This is a genomic window from Fibrobacterota bacterium, assembly GCA_019509785.1.
Taxonomy (GTDB): Bacteria; Fibrobacterota; Fibrobacteria; order UBA11236; family UBA11236; genus Chersky-265.
This window is the reverse complement of the sequence record JAEKLQ010000062.1, coordinates 21,945-36,839: the sequence shown is the minus strand read 5'-3', so window position 1 is coordinate 36,839 and position 14,895 is coordinate 21,945. Positions and strand designations below refer to the sequence as shown.

Genomic DNA, 14,895 nt, shown 5'->3' with positions numbered 1-14,895 from the left:
CCCCGCCGCCGCCCAAGTCAAGCTTTCCGACAATATCTTCTGCCAAGGGATGGCCATCGATCCCAACGACCCTTCGGTGCTCTACCTCTGCGTTTGCGCCTTCGATATCGCCAAGCCTGTCGGCCTGTATAAATCCACCGACGGCGGCTCGACTTGGAAACGCGTCGGCGATCTGGATGAACCCTTGCACATCGCGATCGATCCCGCCGACTCCAAACATCTGTACGCCGTCGATGGGGTACGCGGGAACACCCAGGGATTCTGGACCTCCCATGACGGAGGCGAGACGTGGAGCAAGCCGGCCGGATTCGTGGCGGCCAGCGCCGATCCCGTGGGGACCCAGGATCTTTATTCCTTATCGGTGGAACCCGGGAATTTCAAGCACGTACTCGTCAGCTACCATTCCCCCTGGAAGACGGGCAACAATGCCGGCGTATTGGAAACCGAGGATGGCGGGGACACTTGGGCGGCGCATAATCCCCCGGCGGGCTCGGCCGGAGGTTACGGCATGGCCGTCTTCTTCCTCGATTACCCCGCCTTCGGGATCGGCGACGCCAAGACCTGGCTCTTCACCGCCCAGCAAGGCGGCTTCTTCCGCACCAGCGATGGCGGCTCGAGCTGGAGCCTGGCATACGACAAGCAGATGACCCATGGCGGCAACCAGATTTATTGTTCCAAATCCGGCGTCCTGTACTCCGGAGGATACCAGTATCCCACGCGCAGTACCGACGGCGGGAAAACCTGGGCCCAAGTTACGACCGGGCTGGATTACAGTTGGTACATGGGCATCACCGGGGACGGTAAAACCCTGTACACCGCCGGCGTCGGAGATGCGCGCCCGTTCTTCGTCTCCCCCGAAACGGACGGGATGAATTGGTCTTCCTACCGCAAGGGAGCGCAAACCTTCTCCGCCCAAGAGCCCTTCGAAATGTTCTGCGACACGGTCAACGGCATCGTCTACTCCGCGAATTGGGGCGGGCTCTATGCCTTGAAGACCGCGCCGGAAGACGCGGCCGTGCGGCCTCGGGCCTTGGGCGGGCCGGGTGTCCGAACCGCGGAGCCCGCCTTGCGGCCCTGGCGCAGCGGCATCTTTGCCCAGGACCGGAAGGGGAAACACTATACGGTCCCCGGTAGGCAGGTAACCGGATTCGTTCCGGCTACGCCGTAAGGTTTCCGGTCGGTTTACGTGGCTGGTTCCGGCCAGCTTACGTAGCGGCAGGTCGCCGCGCCCCGCAGCGTGGCTTTCCTATCCTTTAGCCATGCCCTCCCGTTCCAACTCCACTGCGCATATCCTTTTCGCCAGCCTCATCGGCACGGCCATCGAATTCTTCGACTTCTACATCTATGCCACCGCCGCCGTGCTAGTCTTCCCCCACCTCTTCTTCCCCAAATCCGATCCCGCTTCCGCGACCTTGCAATCGCTGGCCACCTTCGCCTTGGCCTTCTTCGCCCGCCCCGTCGGTTCCGCCGTGTTCGGCCATTTCGGGGATCGCGTAGGCCGTAAGGCCACCTTGGTGGCGGCCCTCTTGACCATGGGCCTTTCGACCATCGCCATCGGCCTATTGCCCGGTTACGATCGCATCGGGGTATGGGCCCCCCTGTTGCTGTCGCTGTGCCGGCTGGGGCAAGGCCTGGGCCTGGGAGGCGAATGGGGCGGCGCCGTGCTTTTGGCCACCGAGAACGCCCCGCCGGGGAAACGCGCATGGTACGGGATGTTCCCGCAGCTGGGCGCGCCCATCGGATTCATCCTGTCGAACGGATCTTTCCTGCTCTTGAGCCGCTTTCTCACCGACGCGCAATTCTTCTCTTTCGGCTGGCGCATCCCTTTCCTGGCCAGCGCGTTGCTGGTCTGGGTCGGCCTCTACGTGCGCCTGCGCCTGGAGGAAACGCCCGTGTTTCGTAAGGCCCTGGAAAAGCAAGAGCGCGCGGGCGTTCCCCTGCTGGAGGTCTTCCGCTCGCACGGGCCGCTCATCGTCCTGGGAACCATGCTGGCCTTGACCGTATTCGTGGACTTCTACCTGATGACCGTGTTCACCTTGGCTTGGGGCACCAAGTCCTTGGGCTATCCGCGCGGCTCTTTTCTGCTGATGCAGATGTTCGGGGTGGTTTTCTTCGGGCTGACCATCCCCATCGCCGCCTGGTTGGCCGATCGCTTCGGGCGTCGGAGCACGCAAATGGCCGTCATGGGGGCCATCATCCTGTTCGGCCTGGGCTTCGGGGCCTTATTCGGATCGGGCCGGACGCCCTTGGTCCTGTTGTCGTTGTGCCTGGGATTGGCCCTGATGGGCCTGTGCTACGGCCCCTTGGGCGCGATGCTCTCGGAGCTCTTCCCCACCCGCGTACGATACACGGGAGCCTCGCTGACCTTTAACTTGGCGGGGATATTCGGGGCGTCCTTGGCGCCCTACGCGGCGACCTGGCTGGCCACCCGTTTCGGCCTTCCCTTCGTGGGATATTACCTGGCGGCGGCGGCGGCCATCACCTTGTTGGCCCTGTTTTTCGCTAGGGAGACGAAGGGCCAGGATTTATAGTCATTCTGATTTTCCGACGGGCTTGATGATGAGGACGTTGGAGCCGAACCGCTTTCCCAATTCGGCGCCATCGAGCGCATCCGCGCCTTGGATGTTCTGTCGTCCCAAGTCCCGTCCATACAGCGAATAAACCACCACCTCCTCGGATGCCCCATGCCATTGCGCCGGGATCGCAAGTGTCCGAATCCCGTTCATTCTCCCGAAGGCGGGCGCGCTTCCGAACCGTAGCGACGGGTTCGCGAAGACCGAGGTAACGGGGGCCGCGGCGAATGCGGCGGAGTGGAACTTCAAGATGGCGATGCCCGAAGCGCCGGAAAAATCCGCGGAGTGCCCGACTCCCGCCGCGGAATCGAATTCCACGGGAATGCCTTTGCTCTTCAGAAGGTTCCGCATCGACAGGTTGTAGCTGTAAAGCGGGCCCATGGGCGTGTCCTGCGGGTTGTCCGCCATATGCACGGTCATGCCGAGCGCCTTCAGGGTATCTGCGTTCTTCTTCACGAAGGTGGGCGGATAGTAGTTGCTATTGAAGTAGTTGGAATCGGAGCCGAAAATACCCTTCGGGATGGATTGATCGAATTGCTGGGCGCTCAAGGTATCCCAATTTACGAGCGCGGCGATGTCGGAACAGACGTGCCCGAACAATTCGAAATGTTTCATCGCCAACATCAAGGCGCCGAAGCCTCCCATGGAAATGCCGTTGACGGCGCGATGGCCACGGTCCGGCAGGGTCCGGAACAGGGAGTCGATATGCGGGATCAATTCGTTGACGATGCTGGTCTCGCATTTGACGGCGCCGTCCTTCGAATCCGCGTAGAAGGTATTCCCCCTACCGGAAACGAAAACCATGATCATGGGATTGATTTCCTTGGAAAGGATCTTCGATTGCAATACCGGCGCGTAGGGCACATTGCCCCATTCGTTCCCGCCCATGCCGTGGAGGGAATAAACGACGGGGTAGCGCGCCGTGGCGTTACTATTGTAATCCGGAGGGAGGTAGATGACGTACCCGATGGTGGTCTTGTTGGCCGGGCTATAGTAGGTCAGATGCTGGCAGCCGGTGGGTAGCGATCCGCCGCTCGGGTTGTTCCAAGGCTGCGACTGATCGGCGAAAACCGCGGCGAAGCCTAGCAATAATACCGTCAATGAAAGTCGCGCTTTATTCATCATCGAAATCATCATATTCCGTTCGTTCCCGTGCCTACATCGGCCGTCCCCAAACTATTTCGTCCCCGGCGATTTGCCTATAAGTTTTCCCATTCGAGGCCGCGTGGGCCGAAATCTCAGGCGTAGGCCCGTTTAAGCGCCGCGAGATCGAACTTCTTCATCTTGAGGAAGGCCTGGGTCACCCGGCCAATTTGTTCCCGGCTCCCGTTCCGCATCATGTCGTCCATGGCCGAAGGAACGATCTGCCATGAAACGCCGAAGCGATCTTTCAGCCATCCGCATTGTTCGGCTTCCGGCACCGCCGAAAGCTTGCCCCAATAATGATCGATCTCCGCCTGGGTATCGCAAGACACCATCAAGGACACCGCTTCGTTGAAACCGAAACCATGCTGCAAACCGCCGTCCATCGCCGCGAACCAGCTATTCTCCAGCATGAAATCCGCGAACATGACGGCCCCTTCCCGATTCGGCATGCCGGGGCCGTAGCGGTGAAGCACGCCCGGCTTCGCGTTCCGGAAGATCGACAGATACGATTCTATCGCCGCCTCCGCCTTCCCGTTGTTCGCGTCGGCGAACATCAGGCAGGGAATGACGGGCGGACGGGGATCGCCTTGGGGATTGGTCAGGATCAATTGCCACGATAGGCCGAAGCGATCCTGGATCCACCCGTAACGCTCGCTGAAGGGATATTTATCCAAAGGCATCAGCACCTTTCCCCCTTCTCCGAGCTTGCCCCAAATCGAATCCAAGGATTTCCGCGCTTCTTGCGCCGCGGAAGCGCCCTGCCCGAAAAGGAGCGGATCGAAATTCACCATGAAGGAAATGGAAGGGTTGAATTTGAAGAGCGGCCCCGCGCTGATGGCCGCGAACCGTTGCCCCCAAACTTCGAAGGAAACCACGTCCACGTCGCCGGAGGGCGTCCCCTCCAAGTCGGTTACGTGCAAAACCTTGGACTGGGGGAATACCGAGGCATAGAAGGCCGCGGCTTGCTTGGCCTCCTTGTCATACCAAAGGTGCGGGATGATTTTCCCTGCATTCGAAGCCATGTTCCTCCTCCCGGGCGTCGCGCCCGGATCCGATTTGAATGCCTAAAACTAATTTTCCGGACCGAACGGCGCCCGGCCCGCTTTTCCCGGGATCGAAACAAGATTATATTGAGTGCAACCAGGAGGTTGCACATGATGGAAATGGATCGGATAGAAAAGCGGGTGGAATTGCGAGCTCCTATAGCCAGGGTATGGAAGGCGATTTCCGACCCGGGCGAATTCGGAAAATGGTTCGGGGTGGAACTGGAAGGCGGGTTCGCGCCCGGACGGACGATCAAGGGCACATGGCGCGGCGATTTCAACGAAGAGATGATCATGGAGGCGCAAAGGAAATCGGGCGTAAAACCCGCGAAGATCAAACTCCCCGGGCCGCATGCTGTATTCGGAATCATCCAGAAGATCGAGCCGGAGAAATACTTCAGCTTCCTCTGGACGCCCTTCGGCATCGACGCCGAAGCCGACCCCGAACGGGAAGAAAAAACCCTCGTCGAGTTCCGCCTCGAGCCGATGGCGGGGGGTACGCTTTTGACCATCGTGGAATCGGGCTTCGACAGGATACCCGCGCATCGCCGCGAACGCGCATTCCTTATGAACCAGGGCGGCTGGGCCGCCCAGGCGGAGAATTTGCGGAAGCATGTCGAAGGTTGAGCCGGGGGCCGCGGGCGTTTTTTCCGCGCTCGGGGATGGGACCCGGCTGGAGCTCTTACGCCGGTTGGGCGCGGGACCGCTCTCGGCCACCTCCCTCGCCGAGCGCGCGCCAGTTACGCGCCAAGCCGTCGTGAAGCATCTTCGCGTCCTCGAATCCGCCGGTCTGGTCAAGCACGAAAAACTCGGTCGCGAAGTCCTCTTCGCCCTCGAGCCGCGACGGATCGAGGATGCGCGCGCCTATCTCGATGCGGTCTCCGCGGGTTGGGATAAGGCGATTGAACGGCTACGATTATTGGTGGAAGAACCGGCGAACCCCGTTGCCAAGCGGGTCAAGCGGTAAGGGACATCGCCCCACTTTGCTCAATGCCCCAAGAAAACCGGCAATTCTTTTCTGAATGTTCCCGGCGCCGATGGGTTACGCGTCGCTTTCGCCTCGAAGCGCAACAGGTACCAACCATGGGTGGCAGAGCTACCTTCCAGCGAAAGCGTATGGGGACCGGCCGCTTGGATTCCATCCAATGGCCGGCCGCGATCGCGGCCTTGCACGTCGAAAAGCGAAATCGTCACCCGGGACGCATCGGCTAAGGCATAGCGCAGGATCGCGCCGCCCCCTCCGAAGCCGGGCGTAATCCGTAAGCTTCCGGCCAGCCCTGTCGTGGGATTGTCCACCTGGAACCAGTAGGCTTCGCCATAGGGTCCCCATCCGGCGGCGTTCCAGGCCTGCACCCGCCACCAATACCGGCCATTGCCCGCGGCGAAGGTGATGGGCTTCAAGGTATCCAGGATCAGGCTGTCGCCGATGGGCGAAACGAAAGCGCTATCGTAGGCGACTTGGACCCGGTAGCGGCCCGCCGTCGGCCCCGCGGAATGCCAGCGGGCTATCAAGCTGTCCCCGGTCACGGTGTCCCCGCGGGAGGGAAACACCAAGGTTACCCCGGAGGGAAGCTCCGGAAGCGTTCCGAAGGCGCGGGTCGAGTTGGAGATGGAGACTCCGCCGGCGTTCCTGGCCAAAGCGCTCCAGAGGTAGGTCGTGCCTTTCTCCAGCGGCCCGAATACATGGGCCGTATCCGGCCCGGCCGCGCTATCCACGATCACCAATTCGGGTCCGTTCGCCTTGTTTACGATCTTGGCGAGCTTGAAAGCGTAGCCCTCCGCGCCCGGTACCGAACGGCAGATCAAGGCGAGGGTATCAGGCAGGTTCACCGCGTTGCTGTCCGGGGCCAATAGGATCGGGCTTGCAGGCGGCTTTGGCAAGGTGGCGAAGGACGAAACCGTGGACCAGGCTCCAGCGCCTTGGGCATTGGCCGCGGCGACGCGCCAATAGTAGGTCTTAGCCCTATCCAAGGGCCCGATCGCAAGGGTCGTGTCGGCGAGGCCCGTCCGCGAAAGCAAGGGAGCCGCCAATCCCGGATTGGTATCCAGCTGCGCCGAATAGGTAAGGGCCAAATCCGTCGAACGCCAGATCAAGATCGGGGTTAGCGGAATATTGATCGCGCCCGACGGAGCCACGGCGATGGGCGCGCCCGGAACCGGCGGAGGAGTCAAGGTCAGAAATCGGCCGACCTGGCTGTAACCGCTGTTGCCCCCGCCGTTCTCCGCACGCACGCGCCAGTAATAGACTTGGGAAGGGAGCAAGTTCAGCTCAAGGGAAAGTCCCGCGGTCGTATTCTCGGTGAAGGTCGCCGGATCGCTGAAAGCCGCGTTCGTTCCAATCTGGCAACGATATAGCTTCGCCCTCTCGGCCGCGCCCCATTGCAGAGGTCCCGTCAGCGGTACATCGCTGGCGCCAGCCGCCGGAGCGATCGTAACCGGCATCTCCGGCGGAAGGGGCATGACAGTGAACGAGCCGGAAGCAAAGGATTCATCCCCGCCGTAAATTACCGGAACCATAACCCGCCAATAGTATTTCGTGCCCGGAAGGAGAGCCGGGGTCACGACCCTCGTGGTGTCATAGAGCGATTCATTAATCAGATAGGGTGCAGTGGGGGGAAGATTCATTGCGGGGATCGGAACCGGGGAGTCCGGGAAGGTGGAGTCGGTCGCCAAGCGCAGCCAATAGGGAGCCAAGGTTCCCCCTGTCCCGGAGGTACCGGGAATGATCGGCCGATTCGTATCGGTCCATTTCAAGGTGGGCGAAGCGGGGACGTCGACGGCCCCGGGCGCGGGATTCAAAAAGGTGATGGTGGACGGCGGAGGCGGCGAAGTCGTGAAGGCCCTCGCCATGGACCACTCGCTACCCGCGGTATTACCGATCGCCGTCTTAACTCGCCAGTAATAGGTTTTGCCGTAAGAGAATCCGGTCATGGCGGTATCGATGTTCTCCGTTAGGAAAGGGGCGGCAATGGTCATGTCGATGACATAGGGGGGCAGGGGCGGGAAACCGGGCATCGGGGGAAACGCGGAAAGCGGGAACGCGGGGTCGGTGCATACCTGCAATTGGTAGGTATATCCTCCGGCCGTAGGGAAAGGCGCGCTCGCAGGAAATGCCGGCGGATTCGGTTCCGTCCATGCGAACCGGACCGAGGGCTTGGGCGCGATGTTCGTGAGCGCAGGCGAAACCAATTCCGGAGGCTTCAAAGGCTCGGTGCTAAAGGTAAGGGTCTGGGACCAAGGGCCGTCGCCGCCTGCGTTCTTGCCTCGCACCTGCCATATGTAGCCGATGCCTCTCTGGAGATGGGGCACGGTAAAAGTTGTGAAGGGCCCTTGGACAGTAAATAGGGGAATGATAAAACCAAAGGTCGGGCTGCCGACCTGCAACTCATAGGCCAAGGCCCTCGGGACCGAATCCCATTCTACGGTAACGCCGCCCGACGCATCCAGGGCAACGTTCACCTGACCGGACTGGGGATGGATCGCCTGAGGTGCGCTGTCAGGAGCGACGGGATCGGCCCAAGCCGACCCCAGGGCCAAGGCCGTCAAGGCTACCACCCAAGCCAAACGATGGGACTGCATGTGGACCTCCGGGTGCAAAGAATAGCAACATGACCCGGAAAGCTATGTCCTACCGCGCTCCGGCCCGGTGATCGGGATCACCGAGACGAGTCGGGCATACGGTGAGGGGCAAATCAGGGGACGATGAATTTCGAAACAAACAACCCGGCGCTGCCACGGGCTTTGACCAAATACACCCCGCTCGGCTTGTTCTTAAAGGAAAATTGGTTTTGCGTCAGGACCGGGGTCGCGACCAACTTGCCCTTGGTATCGGTCACCTGCACGCGGGAATTTCCCCCCACCCCGCCTACGCTGACGATGCCCGCCGCGTAGGAGACCGTGAACGGTTCGCGGGACTGGGCTACCCGTTGCGGATGGGCGAACGCCGTTCCGCCCAGGGAGTACTGCTTGAAGAAGGCCCATACCTCGTCGGACTGGTTGAGGCTCGAAGCGGCGGGCCATTGATGGCCCTCGCCGATGATGGTATCCAGGATCACCGTCGTGTTCTGGTCGCAAGGAGCGAATGTCTCCCGCACGGCTTTGGAGTTAGCGCTGGAAGCCGGGTACGGTTTGATGGTGGTCGCGGTGGTGGGGCATTTATCCAGCTTCAGCCAGGTATCCAGATCGGGCTTGAAACTCGCGGCCCCTTCCGCGGAACCGAAGGTGGAGAACACCGGGACGGGACGCTTAATGCTGCATGAGGTGCCGGAATGGCCGGAGACGGGAGCCACCGCGGCGAACTTGTCCGAGTAGAAGCAAGCGGCGGCATAGCTGATGAACCCCCCCTGGGAAAATCCGGTCATATAGATCCGGTTCCGATCGATCTTATACCGGGCGTCCAGGGTATCCAGGATGGCGAAGAAGAAGGGGAAATTGGTGGTGCCCTGCATGTCCGCCCAAGTTCCCGATCCGCCCTTGCTGTCCGCGCTGGGATAGACCGCGATGAACTTTTCCCGATCCGCGGTGGTATTCCCCTTGGTATCGTTGGCGAAACCCGAGCCGCTTCCGGTAGCGCCATGGATGAAGAACACGACCGGCGGTTTATCGATTCCCGCGGGCACGTGGATGACCGTGCTGTGGGTGGCCCCCGAAACCTGGAGACTCAAGGTTGTCGTCGTCTGGGCGAACCCGGTTGCCGACAAAGCCGCCACGATGGACGCCGCCAAATATCCTAAGCGATTCATAATGTCTCCCTCTTCGTGCTGGCTAATATAACGCCCATTCCCCGCCCCCAAAGAGCCCTATTTGACGCTCATCCTCCGTTTTGAACGTGGGTGGCCGGATAGACCGATTTCCAGTCTTTGAGCCGGCCTCAACTCTTTCAGTTTTTTGGTGAATCGCCCCCGACGCGATCCTTTAATCGCCGAAGCCCCCGCCCTACAATGATGCCGTACCCGTTACCGGAAATCCTAAATGCCCTTTCGCTCTTCCGGGCGTTTCCACGCCCTGGCCGCCACGACTACGGCCATCATCATCGCCGCTCCGGCCGCTTCCGGATTCGGCCAGGCGAAGGCGGCCTCGGCAACGCACTTGGTTTACGATCAGACGACGGAAGACTTCATCAATCCCGAACGCGGTTTCTTTTTCCCCGATGACGGCATCACCCAAGATGGCCTCCGGGATATCCGCCGCGTCCAAAAAGCCAGCGTCATCCGGAGCAACTTCCAACTGGATGCCTATCGGAACGTCCCCCTGCCCGCCTCCTTCCTGATCCAATTGGATAAGCAACTGGGATGGGTCCGCGATGCCGGCCTCAAGGTCATCGTCCGCTTCGCCTATAACTCGGATCAGGGGCAACCGGATGCTTCGCTCGATCGCATCCTGTCGCATATCGATCAGTTGGCTCCCGTCTTGGCCGCCCATGCCGACATCCTCGCCTTGGTGGAAGCGGGTTTCATCGGCGCATGGGGGGAATGGCACAGCTCCACCAATGGTCTCGAGAACGACGCGAGCCGCAAGGCCGTGCTGCTCAAGCTGCTTTCCGCCCTGCCGGCCGAACGCATGGTGGCCGTGCGTTGCAACTTCTACAAGCGCGGCGCCCTGGGAAGCGATCTGCCCTTGGGCCCGGACGACGCTTTCGACGGCAGTCCGCGTTCCCGCGTGGGCGCCCATAACGATTGCCTGGGCGCATCGCAAGACGACTTCGGCACCTACACCGACAACGCCCTCGAAGCCGAGAAAAACTTCCTGAGCCTGGATAACCGATTCGTCCCGCAAGAGGGGGAAACCTGCAACCCCGGGCCCTTCGCGCAATGCGCCGCCATGCTGCAGGATTTGCGCAGGATGCGCTGGGATATGCTCAACATGGGATACCATCCCGACGTACTGAGCGGTTGGAAGCAAGCGGGGTGCTATCCGGAAATCCAGACGCACCTCGGGTATCGCTTCGTGCTGTTGAGTTCGGACATCCAGGACAGCGTCCGTCCCGGCGGCGGCTTGCAAGTCTCCCTACGCCTGGCCAACGGAGGCTGGGGGAAAGCCTTCAATCCGCGCGGACTGGAGTTGGTCCTACGCGAGGAAAAGACGAAAGCGCGCTACGCCTTGCCGCTGAAGAACGATCCCAGGCGATGGGGCGCGGGCGATACCGTGCCGCTGGGGGTAACCGGCGCGATACCTACCGGCATGCCTCCGGGAAGGTACCGGATCTTCCTCAACCTGCCGGACCCCGCGCCGCGATTGCGTAATCGACCGGAGTACTCGATCCGCCTCGCGAATGCCGGGCTTTGGGAAGACTCAACGGGATTGAACGGCCTGAACCATTCGGTGGTGGTTTCCGCATCCGCAGGCGGCCCGTCCTTTACCGGCGAGGCCTTCATATCCGCGAACGCCGGGGGGACCGTTGCGGTGGTAAACAGGTCCCGGACCCGGTCGGGACCGGGAAAAGCCCCTCTTAGGAAGGGGTTTGATCTCCGCGGGAGGGTGATCCACGCCCAAATTTCCCGAAATAGGGGGTAAAAACTCTTTTTGTTGGTGAAACCCGTAAAACAACCTATCCTTTAGGGGCTCCAATCAGGGACTGCATTCTCGGTCCTTATGAAAGCCATTCGGCACGGAGCACAGAAAGCGTCGTATCATTATGGGTAATCGTCTCTACGTAGGCAACCTGTCCTACAATACATCACAAGAAAGCCTCCACGAGGCCTTCTCCTCTGCCGGAGAAGTAAAGGAAATCGCCATTCCGACCGATCGCGAAACGGGACAACCCCGCGGCTTCGCTTTCGTAACGATGGCCACGGACCAAGCCGCTAGCGCGGCCATTGCGCAACTGAACGGTCAGATGATCGACGGACGCGCCGTGAAGGTCAACGAAGCCGAAGAACGTCCCCGCGGTGGCGGAGGCGGCGGCGGCGGTGGCTATGGCGGCGGACGCCAGGGCGGTGGCGGCGGCGGCGGACGCGGCCGGTTCTAAATCCTATTGTCCCTGCCGCCTCTGGCGGCAGGGACCTTCCTTCCCCTTCTTCTCTTTTTCCAGCCATCCCCTCTCGAAGGATTTAAACCTTCGGAGCGACTACGGGCTCGGAAATCCCTTCCACGAATTCAGGTTTCAGATATCGGACGCGCTCTCCGAGTTGCTCTGCCTCCGTGCGTAACCGATCCCAATCGAGCAGGCGCAGCCTTTCGGAAAGCGGTTTCTTAGGCAGGCACAAGGCGGGACGTTGCACTTCCGCCAAGAGGGCCGGCTTGAGGGACGCCAAGGTTACGGCGTAAAGGGGCGCCTTCAGCTTCGGATGCAAGGCCACTAGATCGGCCAAGCGGCGAATCCCCTCCCAACCCGCGAAGCCGCTCTCGACTACGAAACAAGCGACCGGCTCGTCGTCCTCAAGCCAAACCGCATCCAAGCCTTCTAAGGATTTCCGCACCGCGGCGTCGGGAAACTCCGCCTCCGATTCAGCTTCTCCGGATTCAGGGAGAGCCGGCGATCCGGGGAAGGCCTCGCCGCGGGCCAGCAGGGTAAGGCCCATGTTTTCACCCAATGATTGCAGGCATTCGCGAACGGTATTGCGATCGATCTCCTCCTCCCGGGAAAGCGAACCCAAGTCCAGGTCCGGCACCGAAACCAAACCGAGCCTGGAGGAGAGGAGGAGAACCGGGGTGGCGTTGGCAGTCATACGAGCGATCATGGCTTTCCCTTTCGAAGGACGATGTTCGCCAAAACATACTGCACTTATGGGCAGGTGTCAATCGAAAAGGAAAGCCCGTTCTTATTACTTGCCGAAAGCGCCGGCGAAGTCCCGGGCGAATTGCTCCATGCTGCGTGGCGCCTTTCCGGTTACGGCTTGGAACTCCCCATTGGCGATGTCTCCCCAGTTAGCGCTATACGCTTTCATGTAATCGCCCAGGAAATTGATCGTCCACATATCCATTCCCATCTGTGTCATCGCCTGCTGCGCGGCCTCCCACGGGATGGGGATGTATTTCACCGGCTTCCCGAGCCCCTTGCCCATGGCTTCGGCGACCTGATGCATGTTCAACGACGCGGGTCCGGTCAGGGTGTAGGTTTTACCCTCATGCCCGGTATGGGTCAGGACATGCGCGGCGAAATCACTGATGTCCCGGGAATCGATGATGCCGAGCCTTCCCTCCCCCAAAGCCAGATACATGGCGCCTTCCTTCGCGATGCTCCCGGCCGCCATCATCAACAGGTTCTGCGCGAAGAAATGCGGCTTCAAGATGGTATACGGGATTCCCGAGGCGGCCACTTCCGCGTCTGACAGGGCATGCAGGCGGCTATTGATGGTCGGCGCATTGAAGGCCGCGCCTACGGCGGACATTCGCACGACATGCTCCGCGCCCGCTTGTTTGGCCGCCCAAAGTCCGTTGGAAGTTTGCTCCGGAGCCCGCGCGCCGCCAGGCGTCAGCAGCCATACCGTATCCGCGCCTTCGAAGGCGGGCCCCAAGGTCCAGGGCTTTTCCAGATCCCCGATGCGGACGTCGACGCCCTGCTTCTTGAGCGCGTCCGCCTTTTCCGGATTGCGGACCAGGCCCCGCAGCTTGTGCCCGGAGTTCATCAGATTGTTCAGGATGCCCGATGAGATGTTACCCGTAGCCCCGGTTATCAGGATGGTCTTGGCCATAATCGATTCCTCCATGGATGGCGCCTTTTATATCTTGGCGTCAAGACAATATATCTTGACATCAAGATATGTGCAAGGTATATTTTGATCAGGGGTAGCAACGAAATGAAGGCGAAACCGTCCCAGGACAAGCCGACGAACGATCCGACGGGGACCCATGTCTGGCTGGTGCTGATGAAGGCCTACCGTTCCATGCAGCGCCACGCCGCTGACAGCATCGCCTCGCTCGATCTCGGCTTGTCCGACTTCGTGGTGCTGGAAATGTTACTGCACAAAGGCCCGATGAAGGTCAACGACATCGGGCGCAAAGTGGATCTCACCAGCGGTTCCATTACCACCGCGGTGGATCGCTTGCAGGCGCGGGGCCTGGTGTCCCGCGAGGTCAATCGCGAGGACAGCCGTTCGCGGATCGTCCAACTCACCGCCAAAGGGAATAGCCTCATCCGCGCAGCCTTCGGGGCCCACGCCGACAGGATGGAAACCGCCGCCGATGGACTGAACGTGAAGGAGCGGACGGCCTTGGTGGGCTTGCTGAAGAAGCTTGGCTTGGCCGCCCAGGCACGGCTGGATACGGACTAAAGAGAAGGAGCCAAAAAGACGTTAAGGATGCGCGACTCGGGATATCCTTAAGTCGTCGCGACCAGGAGTTCTTCGGCATGGTTGGGCGGACGCAAGCCGTCCGTCCGACCTGCGAAGTAACGCTCCGCCAGGGAGGCGGAGGATACGTGCCGGGCTTCTTTAAAGCCGGCCTCCCGGGCCAAGGCGACCATTTCCGCCGCCGTGAAGAAACTCAGGAAAGGCGTTCCGCTGGCGCGCGCGCCCTCTACCGCCCGCTCCATCCCCGTACGGATCTCGGGATCGATCAGCTCGATGGGCAGCAAGAAAGACATGGCGAGGGTGGACCCGGGAGCGAAGAATGCGATCTGGCGTAACGTAGCCGTCACCGACTCCTTGGTCAGGTACATGCTGACGCCGGTGGAAGCCACGATGGCCGGCCGCTTGCCGTCGAAGCCCGCCGCCGCCAGGCGATCCCGCCACGAATCGCCGGCTTCGAAATCGACGGGAACAAGGCGTAGGAAAGCGGGGAGGCCAAGGCCGAGATCGGTAAGCCTCTGGCGCTTCCAAGCCTGGGGGCCTGGCTGATCGATTTCGAACACGAACAGACGGGAAGCTAGCTCCGGGCGACGTTGGGCGAAGGTATCCAGGCCCGCCCCGAGAATGACGTACTGCCCGACGCCGCGGGCGGCCTGTTCCGAAACGAGGTCTTCGATGAAGCGGGCCCGGGCCAAGATGGATGCGCGAAAGGGTTTCGTGAAGGGGCTCATGTCCGGCCGGTTCCGCCAGCCCTCCTCGGGAGCGGCGATCCGCAAACCGACCGTATCCTCGAAAACGTGCGGCGCCGAATCGGCTTCCACGTGCAGGGCCCGCCATAGGGCCACACGGACGGCGGTATTGTCGGGGGCCGGGATTTTCTTATCGGGATTGATGTCCGGCATTGGA

The 14,895-nt window shown here is 61.1% G+C and carries 14 protein-coding genes; 7 read left to right on the top strand and 7 right to left on the bottom strand.

What is annotated here, in order from left to right:
* Positions 1-1,168 (top strand): hypothetical protein (locus JF616_18335; protein MBW8889720.1); only part of this gene is annotated, 1,168 nt, incomplete at its 5' end.
* Positions 1,169-1,259: 91 nt separating this feature from the next.
* Positions 1,260-2,531: an MHS family MFS transporter gene (locus JF616_18330; protein ID MBW8889719.1), complete on the top strand. Its 1,272-nt coding sequence runs from the start codon at positions 1,260-1,262 to the stop codon at positions 2,529-2,531.
* On the opposite strand, the gene JF616_18325 is transcribed toward JF616_18330, so the two are convergent.
* Both JF616_18325 and JF616_18320 read right to left on the bottom strand, forming a co-directional pair.
* Positions 2,532-3,698, bottom strand: coding sequence for an esterase family protein (locus tag JF616_18325; protein MBW8889718.1), 1,167 nt, complete (start codon positions 3,696-3,698; stop codon positions 2,532-2,534). It lies immediately after the preceding gene.
* A gap of 113 nt (positions 3,699-3,811) precedes the next feature.
* The gene (locus JF616_18320; protein ID MBW8889717.1) at positions 3,812-4,741 is read right to left on the bottom strand and encodes a VOC family protein; all 930 of its coding nucleotides are present in this window, start codon (positions 4,739-4,741) and stop codon (positions 3,812-3,814) included.
* 135 nt (positions 4,742-4,876) lie between these two features.
* Here JF616_18320 and JF616_18315 point away from each other — a divergent pair, with 135 nt between their 5' ends.
* Together JF616_18315 and JF616_18310 are read left to right on the top strand one after the other, a co-directional pair.
* On the top strand, positions 4,877-5,389 hold the full coding sequence (locus tag JF616_18315) for an SRPBCC family protein (GenBank protein MBW8889716.1): 513 nt from the start codon (positions 4,877-4,879) through the stop codon (positions 5,387-5,389).
* On the top strand, positions 5,376-5,729 hold the full coding sequence (locus JF616_18310; GenBank protein ID MBW8889715.1) for a winged helix-turn-helix transcriptional regulator: 354 nt from the start codon (positions 5,376-5,378) through the stop codon (positions 5,727-5,729). The genes JF616_18315 and JF616_18310 overlap by 14 nt, the downstream gene beginning before the upstream one ends.
* A 20-nt stretch (positions 5,730-5,749) precedes the next feature.
* Here the strand turns inward: JF616_18310 and JF616_18305 are convergent, their stop codons facing one another.
* Positions 5,750-8,341 (bottom strand): fibronectin type III domain-containing protein, encoded by a 2,592-nt coding sequence (locus tag JF616_18305; GenBank protein ID MBW8889714.1) that lies wholly within the window; start codon positions 8,339-8,341, stop codon positions 5,750-5,752.
* A gap of 113 nt (positions 8,342-8,454) precedes the next feature.
* The gene (locus JF616_18300; GenBank protein ID MBW8889713.1) at positions 8,455-9,504 is read right to left on the bottom strand and encodes a prolyl oligopeptidase family serine peptidase; all 1,050 of its coding nucleotides are present in this window, start codon (positions 9,502-9,504) and stop codon (positions 8,455-8,457) included.
* Between the two features lie 229 nt (positions 9,505-9,733).
* On the opposite strand from JF616_18300, the gene JF616_18295 reads away from it, so the two are divergent.
* Together JF616_18295 and JF616_18290 are read left to right on the top strand one after the other, a co-directional pair.
* The gene (locus JF616_18295) at positions 9,734-11,275 is read left to right on the top strand and encodes a DUF4832 domain-containing protein (protein ID MBW8889712.1); all 1,542 of its coding nucleotides are present in this window, start codon (positions 9,734-9,736) and stop codon (positions 11,273-11,275) included.
* A gap of 121 nt (positions 11,276-11,396) precedes the next feature.
* Positions 11,397-11,729, top strand: a complete 333-nt coding sequence (locus tag JF616_18290; GenBank protein ID MBW8889711.1) for an RNA-binding protein — start codon at positions 11,397-11,399, stop codon at positions 11,727-11,729.
* A gap of 82 nt (positions 11,730-11,811) precedes the next feature.
* Here JF616_18290 and JF616_18285 read toward each other — a convergent pair whose 3' ends face one another.
* Positions 11,812-12,441, bottom strand: a complete 630-nt coding sequence (locus tag JF616_18285; protein ID MBW8889710.1) for a hypothetical protein — start codon at positions 12,439-12,441, stop codon at positions 11,812-11,814.
* Positions 12,442-12,525: 84 nt separating this feature from the next.
* Positions 12,526-13,395, bottom strand: coding sequence for an SDR family oxidoreductase (locus JF616_18280; GenBank protein MBW8889709.1), 870 nt, complete (start codon positions 13,393-13,395; stop codon positions 12,526-12,528).
* A 105-nt stretch (positions 13,396-13,500) separates the two neighbouring features.
* On the opposite strand from JF616_18280, the gene JF616_18275 reads away from it, so the two are divergent.
* Entirely contained in the window at positions 13,501-13,974 is a 474-nt protein-coding gene (locus JF616_18275; protein ID MBW8889708.1) for a MarR family transcriptional regulator, read from the top strand.
* A 47-nt stretch (positions 13,975-14,021) separates the two neighbouring features.
* On the opposite strand, the gene JF616_18270 is transcribed toward JF616_18275, so the two are convergent.
* Entirely contained in the window at positions 14,022-14,891 is an 870-nt protein-coding gene (locus JF616_18270; GenBank protein MBW8889707.1) for a class I SAM-dependent methyltransferase, read from the bottom strand.
* Between the last annotated feature and the right edge of the window lie 4 nt (positions 14,892-14,895).

What these genes read in the sequence shown, in the direction of transcription:
- JF616_18310 (MBW8889715.1), top strand. Translation starts at nt 5,376, where the DNA reads ATGTCGAAGGTTGAGCCGGGGGCCGCGGGCGTTTTTTCCGCGCTCGGG.
- JF616_18300 (MBW8889713.1), bottom strand. Translation starts at nt 9,504, where the DNA reads ATGAATCGCTTAGGATATTTGGCGGCGTCCATCGTGGCGGCTTTGTCG.
- JF616_18330 (MBW8889719.1), top strand. Translation starts at nt 1,260, where the DNA reads ATGCCCTCCCGTTCCAACTCCACTGCGCATATCCTTTTCGCCAGCCTC.
- JF616_18315 (MBW8889716.1), top strand. Translation starts at nt 4,877, where the DNA reads ATGGAAATGGATCGGATAGAAAAGCGGGTGGAATTGCGAGCTCCTATA.
- JF616_18280 (MBW8889709.1), bottom strand. Translation starts at nt 13,395, where the DNA reads ATGGCCAAGACCATCCTGATAACCGGGGCTACGGGTAACATCTCATCG.
- JF616_18320 (MBW8889717.1), bottom strand. Translation starts at nt 4,741, where the DNA reads ATGGCTTCGAATGCAGGGAAAATCATCCCGCACCTTTGGTATGACAAG.
- JF616_18295 (MBW8889712.1), top strand. Translation starts at nt 9,734, where the DNA reads ATGCCCTTTCGCTCTTCCGGGCGTTTCCACGCCCTGGCCGCCACGACT.
- JF616_18305 (MBW8889714.1), bottom strand. Translation starts at nt 8,341, where the DNA reads ATGCAGTCCCATCGTTTGGCTTGGGTGGTAGCCTTGACGGCCTTGGCC.
- JF616_18270 (MBW8889707.1), bottom strand. Translation starts at nt 14,891, where the DNA reads ATGCCGGACATCAATCCCGATAAGAAAATCCCGGCCCCCGACAATACC.
- JF616_18275 (MBW8889708.1), top strand. Translation starts at nt 13,501, where the DNA reads ATGAAGGCGAAACCGTCCCAGGACAAGCCGACGAACGATCCGACGGGG.
- JF616_18325 (MBW8889718.1), bottom strand. Translation starts at nt 3,698, where the DNA reads ATGATGAATAAAGCGCGACTTTCATTGACGGTATTATTGCTAGGCTTC.
- JF616_18285 (MBW8889710.1), bottom strand. Translation starts at nt 12,441, where the DNA reads ATGATCGCTCGTATGACTGCCAACGCCACCCCGGTTCTCCTCCTCTCC.
- JF616_18290 (MBW8889711.1), top strand. Translation starts at nt 11,397, where the DNA reads ATGGGTAATCGTCTCTACGTAGGCAACCTGTCCTACAATACATCACAA.